This window comes from Luteimonas campi, assembly GCF_051162505.1.
Lineage (GTDB): Bacteria > Pseudomonadota > Gammaproteobacteria > Xanthomonadales > Xanthomonadaceae > Luteimonas.
In genome coordinates, this window is sequence record NZ_JBNWEM010000002.1 from 362,526 (window position 1) to 385,039 (window position 22,514).

At 63.9% G+C, this 22,514-nt stretch carries 18 protein-coding genes; 9 read left to right on the top strand and 9 right to left on the bottom strand.

The window, feature by feature from the left end; translation table 11 throughout:
* Positions 1-750 precede the first annotated feature (750 nt).
* From ACQYVW_RS06690 to ACQYVW_RS06705, 4 genes are all read left to right on the top strand, one after another.
* On the top strand, positions 751-1,383 hold the full coding sequence (locus tag ACQYVW_RS06690; RefSeq protein WP_434946435.1) for a GntR family transcriptional regulator: 633 nt from the start codon (positions 751-753) through the stop codon (positions 1,381-1,383).
* Positions 1,384-1,583: 200 nt separating this feature from the next.
* Positions 1,584-1,733 (top strand): benenodin family lasso peptide, encoded by a 150-nt coding sequence (locus ACQYVW_RS06695; protein ID WP_434946436.1) that lies wholly within the window; start codon positions 1,584-1,586, stop codon positions 1,731-1,733.
* 48 nt (positions 1,734-1,781) lie between these two features.
* Positions 1,782-2,453 (top strand): lasso peptide biosynthesis B2 protein, encoded by a 672-nt coding sequence (locus ACQYVW_RS06700; RefSeq protein WP_434946437.1) that lies wholly within the window; start codon positions 1,782-1,784, stop codon positions 2,451-2,453.
* A complete protein-coding gene (locus ACQYVW_RS06705; protein WP_434946438.1) occupies positions 2,453-4,180 on the top strand; it encodes an asparagine synthase-related protein in 1,728 nt (575 codons plus the stop codon). The genes ACQYVW_RS06700 and ACQYVW_RS06705 overlap by 1 nt, the downstream gene beginning before the upstream one ends.
* 7 nt (positions 4,181-4,187) lie before the next feature.
* Here ACQYVW_RS06705 and ACQYVW_RS06710 read toward each other — a convergent pair whose 3' ends face one another.
* The 3 genes from ACQYVW_RS06710 to ACQYVW_RS06720 form a co-directional block, all read right to left on the bottom strand.
* Positions 4,188-6,281: an Atxe2 family lasso peptide isopeptidase gene (locus tag ACQYVW_RS06710; RefSeq protein ID WP_434946439.1), complete on the bottom strand. Its 2,094-nt coding sequence runs from the start codon at positions 6,279-6,281 to the stop codon at positions 4,188-4,190.
* A 43-nt stretch (positions 6,282-6,324) separates the two neighbouring features.
* The gene (locus ACQYVW_RS06715; protein WP_434946440.1) at positions 6,325-8,583 is read right to left on the bottom strand and encodes a TonB-dependent receptor plug domain-containing protein; all 2,259 of its coding nucleotides are present in this window, start codon (positions 8,581-8,583) and stop codon (positions 6,325-6,327) included.
* Positions 8,584-9,240: 657 nt separating this feature from the next.
* Positions 9,241-9,477: a helix-turn-helix domain-containing protein gene (locus ACQYVW_RS06720; protein WP_434946441.1), complete on the bottom strand. Its 237-nt coding sequence runs from the start codon at positions 9,475-9,477 to the stop codon at positions 9,241-9,243.
* A 191-nt stretch (positions 9,478-9,668) separates the two neighbouring features.
* Here ACQYVW_RS06720 and ACQYVW_RS06725 point away from each other — a divergent pair, with 191 nt between their 5' ends.
* From ACQYVW_RS06725 to ACQYVW_RS06735, 3 genes are all read left to right on the top strand, one after another.
* Entirely contained in the window at positions 9,669-9,986 is a 318-nt protein-coding gene (locus ACQYVW_RS06725; protein WP_434946442.1) for a helix-turn-helix domain-containing protein, read from the top strand.
* Positions 9,987-10,312: 326 nt separating this feature from the next.
* On the top strand, positions 10,313-10,531 hold the full coding sequence (locus ACQYVW_RS06730; protein ID WP_434946443.1) for a carbon storage regulator: 219 nt from the start codon (positions 10,313-10,315) through the stop codon (positions 10,529-10,531).
* 9 nt (positions 10,532-10,540) lie between these two features.
* On the top strand, positions 10,541-11,317 hold the full coding sequence (locus ACQYVW_RS06735; RefSeq protein ID WP_434946444.1) for a restriction endonuclease: 777 nt from the start codon (positions 10,541-10,543) through the stop codon (positions 11,315-11,317).
* Between the two features lie 129 nt (positions 11,318-11,446).
* Here ACQYVW_RS06735 and ACQYVW_RS06740 read toward each other — a convergent pair whose 3' ends face one another.
* From ACQYVW_RS06740 to aceE, 6 genes are all read right to left on the bottom strand, one after another.
* Entirely contained in the window at positions 11,447-11,950 is a 504-nt protein-coding gene (locus ACQYVW_RS06740; RefSeq protein WP_434946445.1) for a hypothetical protein, read from the bottom strand.
* A gap of 74 nt (positions 11,951-12,024) precedes the next feature.
* Positions 12,025-13,086 (bottom strand): histidine kinase, encoded by a 1,062-nt coding sequence (locus ACQYVW_RS06745; RefSeq protein ID WP_434946446.1) that lies wholly within the window; start codon positions 13,084-13,086, stop codon positions 12,025-12,027.
* 3 nt (positions 13,087-13,089) lie between these two features.
* The gene (locus ACQYVW_RS06750) at positions 13,090-15,273 is read right to left on the bottom strand and encodes a sensor histidine kinase (RefSeq protein WP_434946447.1); all 2,184 of its coding nucleotides are present in this window, start codon (positions 15,271-15,273) and stop codon (positions 13,090-13,092) included.
* A 172-nt stretch (positions 15,274-15,445) separates the two neighbouring features.
* A complete protein-coding gene (locus ACQYVW_RS06755) occupies positions 15,446-16,396 on the bottom strand; it encodes a DNA cytosine methyltransferase (RefSeq protein WP_434946448.1) in 951 nt (316 codons plus the stop codon).
* The gene (locus tag ACQYVW_RS06760) at positions 16,383-16,877 is read right to left on the bottom strand and encodes a very short patch repair endonuclease (protein ID WP_434946449.1); all 495 of its coding nucleotides are present in this window, start codon (positions 16,875-16,877) and stop codon (positions 16,383-16,385) included. Before ACQYVW_RS06760 ends, ACQYVW_RS06755 begins: the two co-directional genes overlap by 14 nt.
* A gap of 314 nt (positions 16,878-17,191) precedes the next feature.
* Positions 17,192-19,882, bottom strand: coding sequence for a pyruvate dehydrogenase (acetyl-transferring), homodimeric type (gene aceE, locus ACQYVW_RS06765; protein ID WP_434946450.1), 2,691 nt, complete (start codon positions 19,880-19,882; stop codon positions 17,192-17,194).
* A gap of 386 nt (positions 19,883-20,268) precedes the next feature.
* On the opposite strand from aceE, the gene ACQYVW_RS06770 reads away from it, so the two are divergent.
* Positions 20,269-22,074 carry a sensor histidine kinase gene (locus ACQYVW_RS06770; protein ID WP_434946451.1) on the top strand — a complete coding sequence of 602 codons (1,806 nt, stop codon included), beginning with the start codon at positions 20,269-20,271 and terminating at the stop codon, positions 22,072-22,074.
* Positions 22,071-22,511 (top strand): response regulator, encoded by a 441-nt coding sequence (locus tag ACQYVW_RS06775; protein WP_434946452.1) that lies wholly within the window; start codon positions 22,071-22,073, stop codon positions 22,509-22,511. The genes ACQYVW_RS06770 and ACQYVW_RS06775 overlap by 4 nt, the downstream gene beginning before the upstream one ends.
* The last annotated feature ends 3 nt before the right edge of the window (positions 22,512-22,514 follow it).

Consider the following 22,514-nt stretch of genomic DNA (forward strand, 5'->3'; position numbering starts at 1 on the left):
ATATCTGTTTCCCCGGGAGCCGCCGGCTCAGCGGGGATGTACGCCTTTGCTTCCCCCAGAGTCTGGAACTGGGCAGACTCGCCGTGCGGCATCTACCGGGTTGCGTGGAAGGGGTACGCAGGGTTCTGGGCGGCGGCAAGCCCAAGAAAATAGCCGCGCGAGCGCTATGAGCCAAGTCCTACTCATTAAATTCCCTCATTCCGTTGATTCCCCTCTGCGGGAGACTAGGGGGTTTCGGTTGGATCAACAAGCGGTCATGCGTTACCCATGAAGATCTGCTCGCAAGCCACTGATCGTGATGAGCTGCGCCCTCGAGATTCAAGCAATCTCTGCCGAGCGACGATGCGGTACATTGCGACGATGATCTTGAAACGCGGGCGCCCGAATCATCGGCTCAGCCTCGTGCGGTAGGCGAAATCGGATCCCACGTGATGAGATACGCTCGCATCAACGGTGGTCGCCAAGCGACCGAGTGCGCAACGAACGCCTCAGCGAGCGCCGTCTCCAGCCTACTTCACGGACCCAAGGCGATCGAAAACGGACCCCGCCTCAAGGTTGAACGCGCCGAGACCGCGAAGTCGCGACCACTCCTAAAAATTCAATGAGAATTCTCTTGTGATCTAGAGAAGATCTTCCATGCCCGCGTGTCGAGAAGAGGCTGCTGGCTAGCGCCGGCGATCCGAGTTGCCAGCGGCTTTGTAGGATGTAATATCCCATCAAGGACGATGCCCAGCAGACACGGAGTCCGCCATGTGCGCGGCACACGCTTCGAAGAGTGCATTCCTGTATCGCGAGATACGACGGACGCTGCAGGCGGGGCATTATGTGCCCGGGCAGCGGGTCGATCCGGCCACCATCGCGGCGGAGTTCCAGACCAGCCTCACCCCTGCGCGCTATGCGCTGTATCGACTGGTCGGGGAAGGCCTGATCGCCGATCATGGGCGCGATGGCCTACATGTGCCACTGCCCACCGAGTACTCGCTGCACCAGCTGTACGACTGGATGCATCGGCTGCTGCTGATGGCCTTCGAGGTCGGCTTTCCGCAATGGACGCACGAAGGCGTCCGTGAGGTGGACCTCTCACCCGAAGACGATCTGGTCAAGCGTACCTGGCACCTGTTCGACGCGATTGCCTCCGCGACGGGTCACGTTCCATTGCACCGTACCGTCGGGCGCACCAACGATTGTCTTGCACCCATTCGCCGCCACAAGCAAGTACTGCTTCCGGACGCGTCCGAAGAGCTGTCGGAACTGATCCTGTATTGGCGGCGGCGTGACATCGACGCATTGCGGTTGGCGTTGAAGGGCTATTACGACCGCCGCAAGCAACTCGTGCCCTGCATCGTCGTCCTGCTGAACCGGAAGGCGCGCGATCTGCATTGAGCGTTCTGGCCGGCGCCGCCGCGCCTATCACGGGCGCCCGCTACGGGTCGTGCGACGCGGTCGCCACCCAGGCTGGATGAGCTTCGTCACAGTTCCGCGTCATTCTCAGAGTACACAACAATAATGATTTGAGAATCACCAGTACCGATTCCTACTCTGCCTGAGCCACGATGACCGTGGCGATACAGCAGGAGAAGGACATGTGCAAGACCAACGACAGCAATGTCTGCCAGAAGATGGCGGATGCCGTCATCGAGCTCGGCGTCGCCAGCGTCGAGACGAAGGGCGGCGGCGGTGCTCCGATTGAGGAGTTCGGGCTGGTAACCCTGCCCGGCATCTCCGAGGACTGAGCACCAGAGGGCGCATCGAAAGATGCGCCCTTTCGCTGGGTGATCCCTATGCCTCTCCGCGTACGCGACGGACTGTCGTTCTGCGAGATCGATGGACATGTGCTGTTCTTGGACATTCCAAACGACCACTACTTCGAGCTTCCTCCTAGGCTTGAAGCCGTATTCCTGAACTACCTGTGCAATGTCGAATCCAGCCTGCCTGAGTACCGCGTACTCCTGAAATGCGGTGTGCTCACCGACGCGGCCGTCAAGACGGCACCAGCCGGCTTCCCGGCGGTCGAAGCTCCGAGGCGGAGCGTCTTCGAAGGTGGCATGTGCCGCAACGATGCCTATGAAGGGACTGCGCTGGAAGTCCTGGTCACGGTCGCCTGGACACAGCTGCGTCTCAAGGCGGCCGGCCTTGACCGTACCTTAAGAAGTATCAGCCACCGTCGGGATCGCATCCTGCCCTCGGCTGCGACACGGGAGTCCGGCAATCAGTTAGCGGGCGCCTCCCTCGCGTTCGCCGCTAGACGCCCGCTCGTACCCATCAACAACCGATGCCTCCTCGACTCGCTGTCGCTGGTCGCCTTCCTTGCACGGCGACAGTTAGCCGCGAAGATCGTGTTCGGCGTCGTTCGCAGTCCGTTCTCGGCCCATTGCTGGGTCCAGGCCGGCGATCTCGTCCTGAACGATACGGTGGGCAACGTCAGTTCTCACACCCCGATCCTGGTGCTCTGATGGGCTACAGGTACTTTGCCTTAGTCGGCATCGAACAGGTTTGCGCCAAAGGCGATCTGGCCGACGAACTGCTTGCCAATGCGGGCATGGAACCACGCCTCTCGACACCGGCGATCAAACTGTTCTGTTCTGCGGGCACGCCCATCTCCCATCTACACGATGGTTCCGTACTCGTCGGGCACGCGTTCGGGGGGGCTCCACAGCTCCGCACTTCCGGCGCCCTCGCCACCGCCGACCCTGCGCAGACGCGCAGGCACCTCCTGGATCATCGGTGGGGCGAGTACCTGCTCATACAACCGGCTGTGGGGGCTACCGGCGAGACGTGCTTTCTCCGCGATCCTTCCGGGGGCGTGGACTGTGTCTATGCGTTCGCCGGCAACGGCGGTTTCGCCACGTCAGACATATCGTTGGCGATCTCCCTCGGCCTCTACACGAAGACGATCGATTGGGATGTCATCGCCCATCTGCTGTGCCACTCGACGGAGAAGTCCCACAGGGCCGGGCTGGCGGGCGTCCAGGAGTTGCTGCCCGGGCATTGCCTATGCGTAAGCGGAGGGGAAACCAGCGTCCACGAAGAATGGACGCCCTGGACATTCGTCGCCCCCGACCAACGGTTTCAGGATTTCCGTCAGGCCACCGACGCCGTCAGCCACGCCGTCGCCCGGGTGGTGACCACTTGGGCGGAGAACGATCGTGTGTTGATGCTGGAGCTGTCGGGAGGACTGGACTCGTCCATCATTGCGTCCTGTCTCAAGGGCGTGGACGCCGTAGCGGCGTGCTGCAATGTCACGACCCCTTTTCCCGGAACGGATGAACGACCGTACGCCCGCCAGATGGCGGACCTCCTCGGCGCCGACCTCCTGACCGCACGCCTCGCGCCCGAGGACATGGCGCTCGAGTTCCAACTGCCCCGGAGCGCGGTGTCTCCGGCCATCGCGCCGCTCCAGCATGCGCTCGACGGGCTTTTCCAGGCGAAAGGAAATGCTCTCGGGGTCGATTGCTTCTACACCGGCGCGGGAGGCGATACGGTGTTCGCCGCTCTCGGGAACGCCTCTCCCGCGGCGGACGCATTCCTCGAACGCGGTCTCGGCGCGGCAGCCGCGGCGGTACGCAACCTGTCCACGCTCCACCGATGCACCTTCTGGAAGGCGGCGAAGCTCACCTTGCGCAAAGTCACTCGCGGATCGAGAGGTGCGGACAAGGCCAACCAAATGTTCCTCGATCCAAGCGTGCGTGACGATGACCTGGCCCGCCACCCTTGGCTCTCGGTGCCACAAGGCAGTTACCCCGGCGATCGCGAGCGCATTGCGGACCTTGCCAGCACGCAAGTGTTTCGGGACGGCGCAACCCGGGCTACGACCAGGTGGCTGCGCATGCCGCTGCTGTCCCAGCCCGTGATGGAGCAATGTCTTCGAGTCCCGACCTGGATGTCCATCGCCGATGGCCAGAATCGGGCGGTCGCGAGGCAGGCATTTGCCGGTCTTCTCCCGCCAGACATCCGCTTCCGGCGCAGCAAGGCCACGTTGCTCGGCTTTCTCGGCAGCGCCTTCGAACGCCAGCGGTCGGAGATCCGTGAGTTTCTGCTGGGCGGCTCTCTCAGCGAACGACGTCTGCTGGACGCTCGCGGCATCGACGCTTTCACGACGTCAGCGCTCCCGCCGCGGGATGAATCGTTCGTCCGCCTGTACGAGCTGTGCAAGATCGAGAACTGGCTCCGCCAACAATAGACCGGTGTCATCGACCGATAACGCCGACCGGGCGCCGCAGAGCGGCCTCCATGTGGCGCCAGTGCGCGTACTGCTCCTGCTTGGTCGGGGTGGGGTCTTCATGCCTCTGCAGCCAGAACCGGAACCAGTCCAGGTTCCTGTCGTACACCGCCAGCTTGTGCCTGGGTTGGAACTTCTGGTGCGGCTCGTTCGGGAACACGAACAGATCGGCGCGGCCGGCCTGGATCATCGGGATGGCATAGTCCAGCGAGAACAGGTATTCCTGCTCGGGAACCTGGAACAGCACGGGCGCACGGATGCGCTCCAGGTTGAAGGCCGGGGAGAGAGTCCGCCAGCGTTCCGGGGTCTCGTCGAGCGCGCCGAGGCCCCACACGGAGTCCAGCGACTGGAGGAAGCGCTCGCCCTTCATTCGTCCCCACAGGTAATAGGACGGCGAGATCACGCCCGACGCCACGGACGCCGCGGCAAGCAGGTCGGAGTTCATCGCGACCCACATCGTGGCCGACGACCCAAAGCTCAGGCCGCCCATCCCAACCCTGTCCGGGTCGACCTCGCCGCGCGCGGCCAGGAGCTCGACGGCACTTCGCACGGCAGACAGAGCCTGGTCGAAGCGCTCGATCGCATCGGCCTTCAGCGGCGCATAGTTGATACACAGCGCGGAGACGCCGTGGCGCGCCAAGGTCGCGAACGGCCATTCATCGCCCAGCCCGCCTCTGACGAAGCCGGGGCAACTGTAGTAGTTCACGAACAGCGGTGCAGGCCCCTCCCCCGGCGTTCGAGCACGAAAATACTGGCCGGTGAACGATTGTCCCGAGCCATCCGTCCAGCGCAGCAGACTGACGTCGACCAGGATTGCCATGTCGTGGGCCAGCGCGGCATTGGGATCGAACAGCACCAACCGTTCGCCGCTCTGGATGTCGATCTTCTCCACGCGGGGAGGATTCCGCGCGTCCGCGACCACGCACACCATCGCCTGACGGGACAGACCGCATGGCGTGCCGGGCCGGCGTCCTCCGCCCACGAGTCCGGTCATGTCGGCCACCGGGAGCACGACGTCCGCACTTGCGTCCCAACGGAAGACCGACTGCGCGCGGCCGCGTTCGGCATCCGTGACGTAGAACAGCACCTCATCCGTGCCGGGCCGCCACTGGATCGTGGCGATGTCCTTACCGACGCACGACGCTGCCGTGCAGGTCGCTTTCCTGGCGCCGCTCGCGGCATCGCGGATGGACAGCTCGACGCCCGGCGGCTGTAGCAGGGTGGGGTCATCGCCTACGCGCTGCAGCTCCGCGACGCGCTTACCTGTCCCGTCCACGACCGACTTCCAAGGGCGCGGTCCTTCCTCCGTCCCAGCTGATGCAGTCCCGGGACGAACGATCCGGCCAGGATCGCTGTCACGCATTTCGCCGGTGGCCAGGTCCACGACCCGCGTCCGGTCGGGCTCACTGGCCAGCAGCGGCACGCGGTCGAACCCCAAGCCGGAATAGCGCTGCGTTGCCCACCGGCCTTCGATACCGGCGGATCGATACAACGCCTGGCCGATGGGGACATCCGCGGCGAGGTGTATGCCGCGGTCGTATTCGTCCTGCTCCGCCGCTACCACCTGCTCGCGTGTCGCGCCGACCGTGTATACGAGGACGTCTCCGCCAGGCGCGAGGGCAAAATCTCGCACATCCGCGGGATCGGACGTGACTTCCTCGGCCACCGTGCCGTCCGCAGCCGCCCGCCATACGGCGATCCGCCCCTGCAGCAGGGCACGGAAGTAGATCCAGCGGCCGTCCGGCGACCACTCAGCGCGGGCCTCGAGGGATTCACCCGCCGTGTCGCGTAGCGGCACACCTCCATCGGCAACGCGATGCGCCGGCGCAGAGCCATCCAGCGGCTGGACGTACCATACGGAATCGTAGGTATCCCGTTCGATCGATGCCTGCTCGGTGCGGAAGGCCACCCTCGTACCGTCCGGGGATACCACCGGCCCGCTGATGTCGACCACTTCCACCAGCTGGCGCGTGGTGACTGCACCTGCGCCATGCATTGGGCCGAGCGCGATGGCCAGCGACGCGATGGCGACAGCGCCTTTCGATCGCAGGGCACGCAGCATCCCCTTCCCTCGCGTCATACGCGGCGAAAAGCCAGTCATGAGATCACCAGCGCTTGGCGATGCTGACGCCAAGGAAGCGTCCGATCGCTGCGAAGTTGGTCGAGTCGTAGGGCGGCACCTGCCTGGCCCCGCCCAAGTCCGCTACGGCGTGCAGGGGCGGTTCCCGGTTGAACAGGTTTTGCGCGGTCAACGCGACATCCAGCCCGGACCACGCCCCAGCCCCATCGCCCACCGCGTAGCGGAGGGTGGCGTCCAAGGTGGTGAACGAGGCCGTCTTTCGGCCGTCCAGCCCGTTGGTCACCCCGCCGGTGTAGTTGGCGAACGACGATGCGGTAAAGGCTCCCCGGTCCCAGACCGCGCCGATCCGGGCATTGACCCTGGCCGGGTTGTACACGCGGCCGGTCAGCTCGTATGCCGTCTGCGTGCCCGCGGTCTTCTGCGCGATGTCCAGCAGCGCGGCGGATCCGCGGACAGTGAGCCGTCCTGCATCCAGCTCGATGCGGTACGCGCCGGACAGGTCCAGCCCGCGAATGCGCTGCCGCTCGGCGTTCACGTTCCTCCCGTGCACGATCGCCACGACCTGAGCGGGGTCGTAGGGCGCGCCGGTGAGATTGACGAGGGTGACCGCGTCCGCGAGCAGCGCCGCCTGGGCCGCCGGAGAGGCCGCCAAGTCCACGAACTCCGCATAGTCGGCGTTGGTCAGCGCGCTGCCCCAGTCGGTAATCGGCGCGATCACCCGGTCTGTGTAGTCGATATCGAACCAGCCCAGCTCCAGCTCTAGCCCGGGGACTGCGTCGGGATGAAGCGCCACCGATGCGCTCCACGTCCGCGCGCGTTCCGGCCCGAGTTCCGGGTTGCCGCCGTCCACCAGCAGCACCGTGGAACCGGCGGGATACCCGGCGCCCCCGTAGCGCGATGGCAGGTCGAGCCAGTGGAACGGCGTGTAGAACCGCTGCAGCAGCGTCGGCGCCTTGAATGACCTGCCCCACGATGCCTTCAGGGTGAGGTCCGTCCCGGGATCGTAAATCAGCCCCAGCCTCGGCGTGGTGACCCGGCCGAAGGTCTCGTAATCCTCGGTGCGCAGGGCCGCCGTCATCTCCAGGCGCCGCGCACCGGCAACGCTCGAATGCGGCCCGATCCAGGGCAGGCTGAGTTCGACGTACGCGGAGCGCACACCCTCCACGCCCTCGGCTGCAATCGCGCCCGTGAGGTAACTCGACTGGCTATAGTCGTTCGTCCTGTATCCCGCACCGACGGCAAGGCGCGCGTCACCCCCTGGCAGTGCGCCCAGCGGACCTTCGGCCCCCAGTTCGTAGATGCGGCTGCGATTGCAGTAGCAGCCATGAAACAGCAACGCGGTCTCCCCCGTCGCGGTGTTCTGTCGGGTCTGGTGCTGGATATGCTGGTCCTTGCCCCAAGTGCCGGCGCCCGTGATTTGCCAGTCGTTGTCCAGCGAGACCACGACGGCCGGCGCCAGCAGCGACGTGGTGGTCCGCGGCGCCAGATGGTGGATGCCGCCCGAGACGTAGTACCCCGTCTGTTCCCGCCGGGTCTCCAGCGCATCGAGGCGCAGCTCCACAGCATCGCCCAGGGCCTGGTAGCCGCTCAGCAGCCCGCTTCGCAGATCGCTCGCCGCATAGAGCGTGGTGGGGCCCGCCATGTGGGCGGTGTAGTCGCGCTGGTCCGCAAAGATGGGATCGACCGACAGATCCTTGTACGTGGCGATCAGGCCGCCGCTGGACCAGGTGGTGCCTGCCGTTGCGCTGTACTCGTGCGTGGACAGCCCGCCTTCGGTGGCGCGCCCATACCGTGCGCCCACCGAGACGCCCTGCATTTCCCGCTTGAGCAACACGTTGCCGACACCGCCCACCGCATCGGAACCGTAAATGGCCGACGACCCGTCCGGGACGATCTCAATCCGCTCCACCGCCTCCACGGGAATCGCGCTGATGTCCACCGTCTGCGAGAACCCGCCGTAGGACATGCGCCGCCCGTTCAACAGGGTCAGGGTCGCGTCGGGGCCCAGCCCCCGGAGGTTGAGGGAAGAACCGCCCGTGATGTTCTGGTTCGCCCTGCCGCCGGCCCCCAGGGTGGCACCCGCGGCCACACCCGGGTTCTGCCCGCCGCCGAAGTTCTGCGGGACACTGCGGATCACATCGCCCAGGTCGGTGAAGCCTTCCTCGCGGATGTGCTCGGCGCCGATGGTGATCACTGGCGAGGGCGAGGTGCCGCCGCGGATGCGGGTACCGGTCACCGTCACCGCATCAAGCTCCTTGGGCACTTCCGTTGCGCTGTGTTCCACTCGATCCTGACCCTGATCCCGCTCACCTTCCCCCTTTTGTCTGTCAGGCCCCGCTTGCCCGCCTGTCGCGACAGGGGACTTCGTTTGACGGCTAGGCACCTCCCCGGATCGGTTCGTGCGGTCGACTGCGTGCGACAGCGAGGTCACTGCACAGAAGGCCAACGCCAACGCGCTGCACGACATGCGTGCTCGCGTGGTCCCAGCTGTCTTGCATCCAGCGGCGATCTCAGCGGTGCCCTCGCCTCTGTCGACAGATCCCGCGGAGGAGCGTAACGGCGGAAGTCCTGCCGAAGGGCTCCTCATGGCAGTCCGCCACTGACTCGACCTGATCGACCACACAGCCCTGTTCGACATGCTCGGTACTCCAGATGGGGTTCCATGGATCCATGCGCATCGGCCCGCAGTCACCTGGACACGAAGGTGCTGCCCCGGATCGATTGCCGACACTCAATGCTGCGTCGTGTGTTCCGCTGAATGCGATGTCTCGCGGGCTGCTCCAGCGGTCTGCTTCGCATGTTGCGATCACCACCGCGGCGCTTCTACAGCCTATTTCTCTACTGTGTATCGCTCTCACATCGTGTCGCACTCGGCTCTTCCGCACCCGCCGCGATGCGGGGGGGCCACCAGCGGCCAGACATGACGTGGTTCCCAACATGGCTACGTTCGCAGCAGGTCCGCCACGGGCACACCCAGCGCCTGGGCAAGCCGCTCGAGCCGATCGATTGAAATGTTGGTCACGCATCGCTCCAGTTGCGAGACGTAGGTGCGATGCAGATGGGCCAGTTCGGCGAGCCGTTCTTGGCTCAGCCCTCTGGCTTCCCGAAGACGGCGAATGTTCGCCCCGATGCACTCGCGGGCCCTAGGCAGATCGGTCGTCGACTGTTTGGCTGACATCCAGCCAATGTCTCGCCCCGGATCGCCGACTTCTACAGCATATGTCTCTACTGTTTTTGCGCTACATTCCGCTGCGAGCGCACATGAAGTTGGAAGATTCGTCGCAATGGATGCGACCGCGTTGCTGCTAGAATGTAGTGGCAACACGACGGCCCGGTTTGACTGAAGGAACATCAATCACGGAGGATGGCATGGACGCCAGCTTGATAACCGCATCAACCGATTCGCTCTATTTTTTTCGCAACCTTCGCCGACGGCTCTTCATCAATGAGCCTCCACCGGCGGCTGATCTGCCGGACGACGTTCGAGTACGTGTCGCCGCCAATCTGCGACGGCTTAGGAAGCTCAAGAACTTGAGTCAGGAGATGCTCGCCGAGCGGGCTGACTTCCACAGAACCTATGTGTCGCAGCTGGAGCGTTGCGCGACCAACATTTCCATCACAGGGCTACAGCGGATCGCGGAAGCTCTCGGAGTGGACGTCATCGATCTTCTTGAACGACCCTCCTGATGCGCTGCTGTGCATCAGAGAATCCCTACCGCTGGCCACGCCAATCTCCGATGGTCGAGATCTGATACTGACCGCAATCTAGGCCTGTCCCGGAAGCATGGCCCAGCACCGCCGCGGTGCTGCTCAGCAGTAAGATGGGCCGTCGCCTTGAGCAAGCGGCAAAGCTGCGCCGGGGCTTCTTTCGCCCTCAAGGTGTCAGCCGGGAAATGCTGACCCGTGCTTGCCACCTCTCATTGCAGTAAATTGTGCTTGCAATCACAATTTTCCCTGGAGTTCTCTGCCGGACGTTCGCCTACGATGGAGGAAGCCAGCACCAAGGAATGGTCATGCTCATCCTTACTCGCCGCAACGGCGAAGCCGTACTGATCGGAGATGACATCCGTTTGATCATTAGTGAGTCAAGTGATGACGGAAAAGTACGAATCGGCATCGAAGCACCTTCCGATGTCCTCGTCCTACGCGCAGAGCTATTACCTCGCTATCAGAATCAGAGCGACGGAGCCAAAGCAAATTTCCTTCCGACGGCACGTAGCCGAAAGCCGTGAACTGAGCCTGTGAATCAAAAGCAATGGCCGGGTTGGCAGGTATATGAACGGCTGGTAGCACGCCTGATCGCCGATCAGGCCTGGACGGGCATGTGCGTCACGCCAAACGCCAGGATCATAGGGCGTATCAGTGGGCGCAGCCGCCAGATCGACGTGCTGCTCGAGATACGCCACGACACCGACAACAGCCGCAGAGTGGTAGTGGACGCGAAGAAGCGGGAGCGGCCCGTCGGTGTGCGGGACGTTGAGGCACTCCGAGGTCTCATGGACGACGTGGATGCCACGCACGGCTATCTGGTCAGTCCCAGTGGGCACACGAAGGCGGCGGAGCGGCGTGCCCAAGAACTTGTATCGCTCCGCATTCTTCCACTCGATCGCCTTGACGACTTCGATCCATCCAGCTGGCCTGACTGCAGGGACCCGCGTTGCAAGCGTGGGCGTGTTTTCTGGGACGGGTATCCAGAAATTTCCATCACGCTGCAGCCCCTACATGGTGGCAGCTCGCCGACAATCACGACCTTCGTCCACTACGTCGGCAAATGCGATCAATGCGGACGGTTCCATGTGCGCTGCCTGACCTGTAACGCGCTGTTCAACGTTCCCCAAGACCAGGACGACGATGGTCACCGGTGTCAGTGTCGAATGCCCTGGTTCTGGCTTGCATCCATCGAAGAAGATGAGGCGGGGAGAAGGTCGGCCGAGCTGCACTTTTGCTCGGTGCATGGCCCCAGAGACCGTGGATCGACGGTCGCTCTAAACATACGCAATGCAGTCGCGCACCCGTAGGCTAAAGCTTTCGGATCCGGCCACCCCCACCCGACATGACACGGATGGCACGATTGCACTCTGAAGACCTTCCTCCTCGTTTGGCGGTGCTATCGTCAGTGCTTGGCCTACTGGCTGCCGTTCCGGCGCTCAGGCTTCCGAGGGAGGGTAGAGCTGAGTGCCACGGTTCAGAACCGACTGCGTGGCTGCTACATACCAAGCCTTCATGGTGACGTCCCACTTGCGGACCTCACAGAACTGCTGCCAGCTGAGGAGGATCGCTCGTGCGAGTTCCAGATCCTCGTTGAGCCTGACTACGACCAAGAACTCAAAAAGCTGCTTGTCGGGATCTTCGCGATCGGGATAGATCGTGCCACTCTTCTTGGAACGCTGGAGCGTCTTGATCGAATAGCGATCACCGCTTCTGGAGAGAGCGTCCACATTCCGGGTGCCGACAGGCGCCGCGACCAGCACGGGAAGATCCGGTCGCTTCCGGAATAGATCGATGACCACCTTCTCACCAAGCTCGCCGACGCTGAACCTAAGTCCGCGCCGCTTTGCCTCGCGCAGCACCTGAGTATGGAGCTTGAAGAGCGCCTCATCGCTGAGATTCGGGTATTCCACACTGCCTTGCAGTGTATGTGATTCACTCATGGATGATTACTCATCTTGTAGCCAGAACTGTACGGAAAGCTGTGGGATAGTCGTCCTTTCATTGAAGTCCAAGTTCATTCCATCGATAGTCCGGGAGTGCCGATCCGGCTGAAATAAGCACCAAACCGCTCCACAAGCGATGGAATGAAAAGTGACGACAGTGACGCAAAACGCAAACCGACAAGGTCCCGTAGCGCAGCCTGGGCGGGAACTGATCGGATATCGTGGAACTGCACCATCCACGGACCGCGTCGCGTCGTACCGAGCCGCATCGGCGCGAGGAAGTGTTGTTTCGGAGACCGATTATGCTGAATGAAGGTCTGGAGGGCGCCTACCTTCTTGCCAGCAACCAGCGTGTCCCATTGGTCAGACACATCTTCGCACGCGGCCAGAACTACGGTCTTGATCTGAGGTTCGCGAGCGAGATCACATCGAGGCGTAACCACGATCCAGGTTCTTTCTTCGTAGTCAAGCATATCTCCTGTGTCCAGGCGGCTCTTCAAAGGTGGAACAAAATAGGTTTCCTCAGAGTGAGTAGTGTCGTCGCCGGCACTCAGCAGTGAGTCGTGGACGTGCGCAACCATATGCCTAGCAAGAACTTCGGTTAGTGCTGCATCGTCTGGCCCATCGACAGTCCAATGCTTCCAGCGTGGCCAGATCGACTGGAAGAATACTTTCGCTGCCTCTCGGTTGAATGCAGCCTTCGCAGCACGTAGGCGCTGGAAGACGTCACGATTGTCGGCCAGCCATTCGAATACTTGGTCCAGCCCATCGCCCTTGTCCATGACCTTGACCTGGGGCGTGCCGTAGCTGGCTTCATCCGCCTCCGAGCGCTGGCCCGTGAAGACGACCAGACCTACGGGCTGTGCAGCAAGGATCTGCCTCACAAGCTCGTTACCGTCGTTGTTGGCCTCGCTTACGCCTGGCTCGGTTTCGAGCCTGAGGTCCACGACAACAGCGTCAAACCAATGCAGTTCAATCTGCCTTCTGGCATCGCGTGCCGATCTCGCCGCGATATAAGTGATCTCGAAACCTTTGGCAGCGGCATCGGCATTGTGAGCGGCAATCGCGTCATTCCATTCCTGGATTTTAGTCTGATCGTCTTCGACGATAAGGACTTTCAGCATGTCGTCCATGAACTAGGCCCTAAGCATTTCAATTACGAATGTGGTCTGCGGAGACTCCGAGTCGAACGCAACGTCTCCCTTGCTGGAGCGCATGGCTTCCCGGGCAATCGCGAGCCCGATGCCGGAACCTTCGGCCTTCAGCGAAAACCCAGGGCTGAAAAGACTGCCGTGGAACCTCTGCGCGATTTCCGGCCCACTGTTCGATACCGCGATGCGTACATACTTCCGTGTCTGGCTGACTATTATGGCGATCTCGCGCGAACGAGGGGCGACAGTCCCAAGCCAATGGATCGCGTTGTCGAGAATGTTGAGCAGTGCGGCCATGAGGTCAGATTCATAGCCGATGACCCGGGTATCAGGCTCGTCGTCCTGCACGTTTACCTTGATTCCGGTGTCGGACAGGGTGTCTCCGAACAACTCCAGGCATCGAGATATGACCGCTCCTACGGAAAACGTTTGTGGCCGGCCGCGCTTTCTCCCGGAAATCGGATCCAGCGACTTGAACAGCCGGCTCAGGTGGCCCGCTGACCCGTGGATCGATGACGCTTCCTTTCCAAAGCTCGATCTGAAGTGCGAGCCGAAGGTCGACTGCTCCTCCAAACGCGGCGCGCCGTCCTTTAGCCGCTTTGCGCGTGTGGATATGTCAGATAGGTAGCGCCGTCCGTCGTGCAGCACCTGGGAAACCACCAGCCCAAGCGTTGATCGCGATGCCAGCGCTTGGTGGTAAGTTTCAAGCTCCGCAATTGACGTCTTCAACGCGCCGCTGTCTTGTTTGATGGCGCGCTCGACCCGCTTGCGGTACCGCGGCGGAATGTCCGCTATAGCCCGTGTGACGGCGCGCAGGTTCGCCTTGCTGCGCACGGTGTCGGTGTCTACCGTGTTCTTGCGGCTGAGCCCAGCACTCTGGCGGAAGTCCTGACGGATCTGTTCGACATTCACCAGTAGATCGGTCATCAACCGCTTCAAGCGAACGAGCGCGCCGTTGTGTTCCAAACCTTCCCGGCTGCTGCGCTCGACCAAGCCAGAAGCTTTCTCGGCCTCAATCTCGACCAGCCCCCAAACTTGGTTGAGGCCGAGCTTCCTCGATGGATCCTGAACTCGCCTGCGCTCGAGCTCGAGCCAGTCAGTTTCCGCGTCTCCGTATGGTCGTATACGGAATCCATTCCTGTAGATGCCGATCCCGATGTTCTCATCCAAGATCCGCCTAGCATCCAGGCGACCGATGCCTCCGAGCCCCAGTTTGTCGAACAGCTCGATGATCGCATCGCCTTCTCGGTCGTAGATGTTCAGCCTTAGCCTGACTTTGCCGCATGTCGATTCTTCAGGAGCCAACTCGCCGGCCTGCACAGTAATGCGCTGCCTCTTGCCGTCACCGCGCTGGTTGACTAACGTGCCTTTGAACGTACCTGCGGCGTCAAAGGTGCCCTTTACCATGTAGTGGTAGACGCGGTCGATCCGAAATGGTCGCACCTCGCTGGCATCCTCATCGACAGCGCTCTCCCCATGCATTGATCCCGACACCAGTGTCGGACCGTCGAAGCCGTGGATCTCCTCGCGAAATTCCCTCAAATCGAGATAGATCCTGAAATCACTGTCTCGCGAACTAACAGGGGATACTAGTCGGCGCAGTTCTCGAACCAGCTCCTCCAACTGCTTCCGTGTCCATCGGTCGCGTAGCGCCTCGATCCGGAGTGTCACTCCGGGTTTGTCCGATCGCCTCCCAGTTCGCTTCGAGATCGGAATATCGACCTCGTCTAGGTAGGCCGCCTTCTCGAATCGGTCCCAGTCAACCTTGATCTCGCTCACTTCCAGCAACTTCCCGCGCGGCTTGAAGGCAGTCTGCAGATGAAGGCGCTTGCCGAGCCTTGCCGTCGCGAACCGGCCCACACCCTTAGCGCCAAGCATGACCCGGCCCTTCGGGCTGGTGCGGCGTTCGAGCTTGTCGCTGGTAGCCGGCTCGAACCATTTCTCAAGAAGGTCTGCTGCCGACATACCGTGACCGGCATCGGACACTACAATCGTGCCATTGCTTCCGGTCCACTTGCCGTCCGCGGGAGGGAAGATGGCGATGTGCACCGACGGTGAGTCCGCATCGAATGCATTCTTGACCAGCTCGATCAGCGCGGCCTCCGGGCCGCTGATCAGTTGGTCGCCAATGGTCCTAACTATGCGTGCACGCGGGCGTAGCTTTGGCATCCCCCCTCCTGGTCGGTATCGCCCGGCAGACGTCACCGGAAGAAAACGCCCTCGAACCTTGCGATAAACTTTACTCGATATCCACAGCCGCCGCGGAGCGCGATTCAGTATGGCGTTGCGACTCGAACCTTCGAGCGGCTGGCAACCTTCGTCAGGGGTTATGCTCGAAGAGTTAAGCCGTCTTGGTGAGCGCACCAACGACACGTTCCATTACTGGCGGGCATACACCGTTGCCCAGCAAACGTACGCGGTCACGCCTAGTCCCAACATCCATCCGGTAGGCCTCGTCGAACCCCATGGCTCGCCGCAGTTCCGGCACCTGCAGCATCCGCATGGTGCTCCCCTCGGGCCCCGCTTCGACCAGCGCAAACCGGTCTACGGTCGTGATAGTCCGCAACGGACGTGTCAACGGCTGCCAGCCACCACTGCCGTCGCTTCCGTAGTAGACCAGGAGAAATGAGGCGTCGTCGCCCAACGCCTCAAAGGCGCGCTTGGCGCGCTCCAGCGTTCCGGCCGCTCGACGCTCAGTCCTTAGAGGGGTTGTCGCCCAGATGCCCGGGCGGTCAAGTATGGATTTGACCGATTTCCGCGGCCCAGGCGTCTTGCTACGGACGACCCCTGGCGGACCGTTCCTGTCGCCTACCAGGAACAACCTGCGCCTCGTCTGTGGAACTCCATAGTCGGACGCGTCGAGAATCTGCTCTGCGAGGTGATATCCGAGCGCCTTGAGCTCACGCTTGAGTTCGCCATATCGCGACCAGGGGCGCATGTGCACAACGTTCTCAAGCACGATCCAGCGCGGCTTGAACGCCTTTGCATACTCAACCGCGTAGAGTGCGGTCGCACGACTCGTCTCGTCACGCGGCGCAGCTCCCTTTGCGCACGTGTGATTGGTGCATTCCGGCGAAGCCAGCAGGACGTCGACGCTCCCGATCTCCCGCCTCAGCTTAGCAAGATCGAGTTCTTCCAGCCGACCTGTAACCACGTTGGTCTTGGGAAAATTGCTGCGGTAGGTATCTGTCGCCACAGGGCACATGTCAATCGCACCCACCATGTCGACGCCCGCAGAACGGGCGCCGACGCTACTTCCGCCAGCGCCGCTGAAAATGTCAAGTCCCCGCATGCGGCTCTCCCTGGCAAGCAAGCGCCGCCAACTTACCAAGTTCGATCCGCGGGCGCACGTCATTTGAGTATGAGGAGCCGAAAGTGGCTCGCCATAAGCGACATGCAACTGCATCCGCGTTTTTTGTTTCGCATTCCCAGATGACCTCGACCCGCCAACCGAGGGCCTTTAACCGCTTCACAGCTTCGCGGTCTCTGGCGACATTGGCTTTGAATTTGGCTTGCCAGAATTCCGAGCGCGTCTTCGGCTCAGCACAGAGCCGGCATCCGCCATGACGATGCCAGAAGCAGCCATGCACAAAGATCGCCAAATTCCAGCGCGGGAGGACAAGATCAGGAGAGCCCGGGAGCATTCTGCGGTGCAGCCGGAATCGCAGCCCCATTCGGTGCGCCGTACTCCGGACAACGAGTTCCGGTTGGGTATTTGAGCTCCGAATCCCGGACATCATCCTGCTACGCCGCGCGGGACTGACGATGTCCATACACCTCCTGTCCTCTTCACATCTGCTGACGTCCCAGCGGCCAACTTAGGCGGCCTCAGCCTCATAGAAGGTACGCCGCAGCCGTGCCGCAGGTACGCCAACCAGCAGTCGCCAGGATTACCTCACCGCCCGCGGACATGGATGAGGGTCGTAGCGGTTGTAAAGAACAAGACATCCCTGCCTCCGCTATATCCGGTCACGCTGCCCCCGGACAGTGAGGCGTGCAGAATACGCAATAGTCCAGCCAGCCTGCGGCTCATCCAGCCTGGATCATTCATGGGCACATGCGCCATGGCGCGCTCTTTCCATCTAGTTCACACAGTGACAGGATTCGGCTTCTCCTGATCCAGCTTGTACAGCTTGATCGCCCTGGCCGCATCCTTCGCCGTCATCTTCCCGTCCTTCGCCAGCGCGTCGATCGCGGCATGCGCGATGTAGTACCGATCCACCTCGAAGTGCCGGCGCAGGTTGGCGCGCGTATCCGAGCGGCCGAAGCCGTCCGTGCCCAGCACCGTGTAGGTGCGCGGAACGAACGCGCGGATCTGGTCGGTGAAGTTGCGCACGTAGTCCGTCGCGGCGATCACCGGGCCGGCGGGGCGGGACTCGATGCACTCGGTGACGTAGGCCTTGCGCGGCTTGTCCTCGGGGTGCATGCGGTTCCAGCGCTCTGCGTCGTAGCCGTCGCGGCGCAGCTCGGTGAAGCTGGGGCAGGACCAGATGTCGGCGGTCACGCCGAAGTCCTTGTCCAGCAGTTCGGCCGCGGCGATGGCCTCGCGCAGGATGGTGCCGCTGCCCATCAGCTGCACGCGCAGCTCGCCCTTCTTGGGCTTGCCGGCGTCCTTGAGCAGGTACATGCCCTTGATGATTCCCTCGGCCGCGCCTTCGGGCAGCTCCGGGTGGCTGTAGTTCTCGTTCATCAGGGTCAGGTAGTAGTACTCGTCCACCTGCTCCTCGATCATGCGCTTCATGCCGTGCTGCAGGATCACCGCCACCTCGCCCGCGAAGGTGGGGTCGTAGCTGCGGCAGTTGGGGATGGCGCCGGACAGCAGGTGGCTGTGGCCGTCCTCGTGCTGCAGGCCCTCGCCGTTGAGCGTGGTGCGGCCGGCGGTGCCGCCGAGCAGGAAGCCGCGCGCGCGCATGTCGGCCGCCTGCCAGGCGGCGTCGCCCACGCGCTGGAAGCCGAACATCGAGTAGTAGATGTAGAACGGCAGCAGCTGCAGGTTGTTGGTGGAGTAGCTGGTGGCGCAGGCCATCCACGAGGCGAAGGCGCCGGCCTCGGTGATGCCTTCCTGCAGCACCTGGCCGGTGGCGTCCTCGCGGTAGTACATCAGCTGGTCGCGGTCCACCGGCTTGTACTTCTGGCCCTCGGGCGCGTAGATGCCGATCTGGCGGAACAGGCCTTCCATGCCGAAGGTGCGCGCCTCGTCGCAGACGATCGGCACCGCGCGCGGGCCCACCTGCTTGTCGCGCAGGATGATGTTGAGCGACTGCACGAAGGCCATGGTGGTGCTCATCTCGCGCTCGCCCGAGCCCTTCATCAGGCGGTCGAACACCTCGAGCTTGGGCGCGGTGAGCGACTCGTCGGCCTTGCGGCGGCGCTGCGGCACGAAGCCGCCCAGCGCGCGGCGGCGCTCGAGCAAGTACTGCACCTCGTCGGACTTCTCGCCGGGGTGGTAGAACGGGATGTTGCCGTCCTTGAGCTGCTCGTCGTCGACCGGGATCTTGAAGCGGTCGCGGAAGGCGCGCACGGCCTCGTCGTCGAGCTTCTTCGTGTTGTGGGTGGGGTTGAGCGCCTCGCCGGCGCTGCCCAGGCCGTAGCCCTTCACCGTCTTGGCCAGGATGACCGTGGGCTGGCCCTTGGTCTGCATGGCGTTGGTGTAGGCGGCATAGACCTTGTGCGGGTCGTGGCCGCCGCGGTTGAGGCGCCAGATGTCGTCGTCGGACAGGCTGGCCACCATGGCGGCGGTCTCTTCGTACTTGCCGAAGAAGTTCTCGCGCGTGTAGGCGCCGCCGAAGGCCTTGCAGTTCTGGTACTCGCCGTCGACGGTCTCCATCATCAGCTTCTTGAGGATGCCCTGGCTGTCCTTGGCCAGCAGCGGATCCCAGTAGCTGCCCCAGATGGTCTTGACCACGTTCCAGCCGGCGCCGCGGAACTGGCTCTCCAGCTCCTGGATGATCTTGCCATTGCCGCGCACCGGGCCGTCCAGGCGCTGCAGGTTGCAGTTGATCACGAAGACCAGGTTGTCCAGGCCTTCGCGGCCGGCGATCGACAGCGCGCCCAGGCTCTCGGGCTCGTCGGTCTCGCCGTCGCCCATGAAGCACCACACCTTGCGGTCGGTCTTGGGCAGCAGGCCACGCGATTCGAGGTACTTCCAGTTGCGCGCCTGGTAGATGGCAGCGATCGGGCCCAGGCCCATCGACACCGTGGGCACCTGCCAGAAATCGGGCATCAGCCAGGGGTGCGGATAGGACGAGATGCCGCGGCCGTCCACCTCCATGCGGAAGTTGTCGATCTGCGATTCGCTGATGCGGCCTTCAAGGAAGGCGCGGGCGTAGATGCCCGGCGAGCTGTGGCCCTGGGTGGCGACGAGGTCGCCCGGGTGGTCGCCCTCGGGGCCGCGGAAGAAGTGGTTGAAGCCCACGTCATAGAGCGTGGCGCTGGAGGCGAAGCTCGCGATGTGGCCGCCGAGGTCGCCGGGCTTGCGGTTGGCGCGCACCACCATGGCCATGGCATTCCAGCGGATGATCGAGCGGATCTTCCACTCAAGCGTCTGGTCGCCCGGCATCTTCGGCTCCAGGTGGGCCGGGATGGTGTTGATGTACTCGGTGGTCGGGGCGAACGGCAGGTGGGCGCCGGCGCGGCGGGTCAGCTCGACCATGTCCTCGAGCAGCTGGTGCGCCCGCTCCGGGCCGCGGTTGTCGATGACCGCCTTGAGCGATTCGATCCACTCCCGGGTTTCGGTGGGATCGGGGTCGTTCTGCAGCACGTCGGTCAGCCAGTTCATCGCCTTGCTCCGCCGCGGCCCCTGGCCGCGCAATGTCGTGGGGAAGTTGGACCCGGGATTCTAGCAGGGGGGATGCCGGCGGCCGGGGCCTCCCAGCGCTCCCGCTTATGGCGCGAAGGTTGCCCCAGCAACCGACGAAGGGCGTCGCGGGGCGGGGCTGCAGCGGCCTGCGCGCCCGCGCGGCCGGGCACGTGCCGCGGGTGGGCGCGCCCCGGGGTGCCGTCTTCGCACGACCTACACATCCCGGACGGCCAGAATGCGCGGTTTTTGGACGCCCGGACGCTGCTTGCCCTCCCCGCTGGGGTCGGCAATGATCTTCCGGTCCAGGGGGAGCGGGTGCCGCACGGCGCCGGGATTCCGCCTGCCCCTACCCGCCAGCCGAGCCGATGTCGCAAACCTCCCCAACCGTCCCGTTGTCCAACTGGCGCCTGGCCGCGCTGGGGCTGCTGGTGGCGCTGATCATCGTCAGCCCCTTCCTGCTGCTGCGCTCGGCCACGCGCGATGCCGGTGAGGCCTGGCAGGCGGTGTCGCATACCCAGCAGGTCGAGGTGACCGTGCAGGCGCTGGCGGCGCACATGCGCAACCTGGAGAACGGCGCGCTGTCGATGGCCGCGGGCGTGGACAACCACGCGCTGCGCGAGCGCGTGGGCGAGAGCCGCGAGCGCATCCTGCCGCTGCTGCGCGAGCTGCAGGAACTGACCCGCGACAACCCGGAGCAGCAACTGCGCATCGGCGGCCTGCAGACCCATGTGCTGCTGCGCAAGGCGCTGGCCGAGCGCATCATCGACCAGGGCACCGAGGCCTCGGTGGGCGACATCGACCAGATGGTGGCGCGCTATCCGATCCATGAGCTGATCGACGGCATCGTCTCGTCCGAGCAGGAACTGCTGGCCGAGCGCCGCGTGCGCGCCGACCGCGTGGTCGAACGCGCGCAGCTGGCCTCGTGGGCGGCGATGGCTTGCCAGCTGCTGCTGCTCGGCGGCCTGCTGACTTACGCCGGGCGGCAGATCTCGCACCGCCTGCGCGCCGAGAGCAGCGCAGTGCAGGCCAGTGCACGCGCCAGCGTGGTGCTGGACACGGTGCGCGAACCGATCGTGGCGATCGACCACGAGCAGCGCGTGGTGATGCACAACGCCGCCTTCGCCGAGCTGTTCGGCGTGGACGGCGACGCGCGCGGCCGGCCGCTGGCCGACATCGGCGACGGCGCCTGGCGCGACGAGCGCATGCTGCGCCGCCTGGCCGACGTGCTGGGCCGCGGCCGCGAGCTGTGGGACTTCGAGCAGGTGCAGCAGACCGCCGACGGCGTCGAGCGCACCATGATGATCAACGCGCGCCGCATGCCGCTGCCCGACAGCGAGGACTCGGTGGCGCTGGTGACCGCCAGCGACATCAGCGTGCAGAAGGCCAGCGACCGCCAGATCCGCGAGCTCAACCGCCAGCTCGAGGGCAAGGTGGAGCAGGTGTCGGACGTGAACCGCGAGCTGGAGGCCTTCAGCTATTCGGTCTCGCACGACCTGCGCGCGCCGCTGCGCCACATCGCCGGCTTCGGCGACAAGCTCGGCCGTCATCTGGGCGAAGACGCGGACGACAAGACCCGCCACTACATCGAAGTGATGGTGTCCTCGGCCAAGCGCATGTCGGCGCTGATCGACGACCTGCTGGTGTATTCGCGCCTGGGCCGCAGCGCGCTGCGCCTGCAGACGGTGGACATGCAGTCGCTGGTGGCCGAAACCCGCGCCATGCTCGACTCCAACAGCGCCGCCGAAGCGCCGGGGCACGCGCTGGAGTGGCGCATCGCGCCGCTGCCGGTGGTGGTGGGCGACGAGAACATGCTGCGCCAGGTGTGGCTGAACCTGCTGGGCAATGCGGTCAAGTACAGCCGCGGCAGCGAGCCGGCGCGGATCGAGGTGGAGTACCGGCGCGGCGACGACGACGCCCACCACTTCACCGTGCGCGACAACGGCGCGGGCTTCGACATGCAGTACGCGGGCAAACTGTTCGGCGTGTTCCAGCGCCTGCACTCGCCCAGCGAATTCCCCGGCACGGGCATCGGCCTGGCCAGCGTCCGCCGGGTGCTGACCCGCCACGGCGGCCGCATCAGCGCCGAATCCGAACCGGGCAAGGGTGCTACCTTCCACTTCACGCTGCCGGGTGCGGGCGACCTGCCGGCCAACCTCGAGAACAAGACATGACCGAACTGCGCACCATCCTGCTGGCCGAAGACAGTCCGCACGACGCCGAGATGGCGATCGACGCCCTGCGTGAGGCGCACCTGGCCAATCCCATCGTCCACGTGGAGGACGGCGTGGAGGTGCTGGACTACCTGCACCGCCGCGGCAAGTGGTCCGACCGTGCCGAGGGCGACCCGGCGGTCCTGCTGCTGGACATCAAGATGCCGCGCATGGACGGTCTGGAGGTGCTGACCGACCTGCGCAAGAACGACCGTTTCAAGGCGCTGCCGATCGTGGTGCTGTCGTCCTCGCGCGAGGAGAGCGACCTGGCGCTGAGCTGGGACCTGGGCGTGAACGCCTACGTGGTCAAGCCGGTGGACGTGGACCAGTTCTTCGACGCGGTGCGCACGCTCGGTCGGTTCTGGGCGGTGCTCAACGAGGCGCCGAAGCTCGACTGACCG

Excerpts from the sequence above, each read along its gene's own strand:
- ACQYVW_RS06695 (WP_434946436.1), top strand. The coding sequence starts at position 1,584 with ATGTGCAAGACCAACGACAGCAATGTCTGCCAGAAGATGGCGGATGCC.
- ACQYVW_RS06690 (WP_434946435.1), top strand. The coding sequence starts at position 751 with ATGTGCGCGGCACACGCTTCGAAGAGTGCATTCCTGTATCGCGAGATA.
- ACQYVW_RS06705 (WP_434946438.1), top strand. The coding sequence starts at position 2,453 with ATGGGCTACAGGTACTTTGCCTTAGTCGGCATCGAACAGGTTTGCGCC.
- ACQYVW_RS06775 (WP_434946452.1), top strand. The coding sequence starts at position 22,071 with ATGACCGAACTGCGCACCATCCTGCTGGCCGAAGACAGTCCGCACGAC.
- ACQYVW_RS06700 (WP_434946437.1), top strand. The coding sequence starts at position 1,782 with ATGCCTCTCCGCGTACGCGACGGACTGTCGTTCTGCGAGATCGATGGA.
- ACQYVW_RS06720 (WP_434946441.1), bottom strand. The coding sequence starts at position 9,477 with ATGTCAGCCAAACAGTCGACGACCGATCTGCCTAGGGCCCGCGAGTGC.
- ACQYVW_RS06760 (WP_434946449.1), bottom strand. The coding sequence starts at position 16,877 with ATGGACATCGTCAGTCCCGCGCGGCGTAGCAGGATGATGTCCGGGATT.
- ACQYVW_RS06755 (WP_434946448.1), bottom strand. The coding sequence starts at position 16,396 with ATGCGGGGACTTGACATTTTCAGCGGCGCTGGCGGAAGTAGCGTCGGC.
- ACQYVW_RS06750 (WP_434946447.1), bottom strand. The coding sequence starts at position 15,273 with ATGCCAAAGCTACGCCCGCGTGCACGCATAGTTAGGACCATTGGCGAC.
- ACQYVW_RS06710 (WP_434946439.1), bottom strand. The coding sequence starts at position 6,281 with ATGCTGCGTGCCCTGCGATCGAAAGGCGCTGTCGCCATCGCGTCGCTG.
- ACQYVW_RS06740 (WP_434946445.1), bottom strand. The coding sequence starts at position 11,950 with ATGAGTGAATCACATACACTGCAAGGCAGTGTGGAATACCCGAATCTC.
- ACQYVW_RS06730 (WP_434946443.1), top strand. The coding sequence starts at position 10,313 with ATGCTCATCCTTACTCGCCGCAACGGCGAAGCCGTACTGATCGGAGAT.
- ACQYVW_RS06745 (WP_434946446.1), bottom strand. The coding sequence starts at position 13,086 with ATGGACGACATGCTGAAAGTCCTTATCGTCGAAGACGATCAGACTAAA.
- ACQYVW_RS06770 (WP_434946451.1), top strand. The coding sequence starts at position 20,269 with ATGTCGCAAACCTCCCCAACCGTCCCGTTGTCCAACTGGCGCCTGGCC.
- ACQYVW_RS06725 (WP_434946442.1), top strand. The coding sequence starts at position 9,669 with ATGGACGCCAGCTTGATAACCGCATCAACCGATTCGCTCTATTTTTTT.
- aceE (WP_434946450.1), bottom strand. The coding sequence starts at position 19,882 with ATGAACTGGCTGACCGACGTGCTGCAGAACGACCCCGATCCCACCGAA.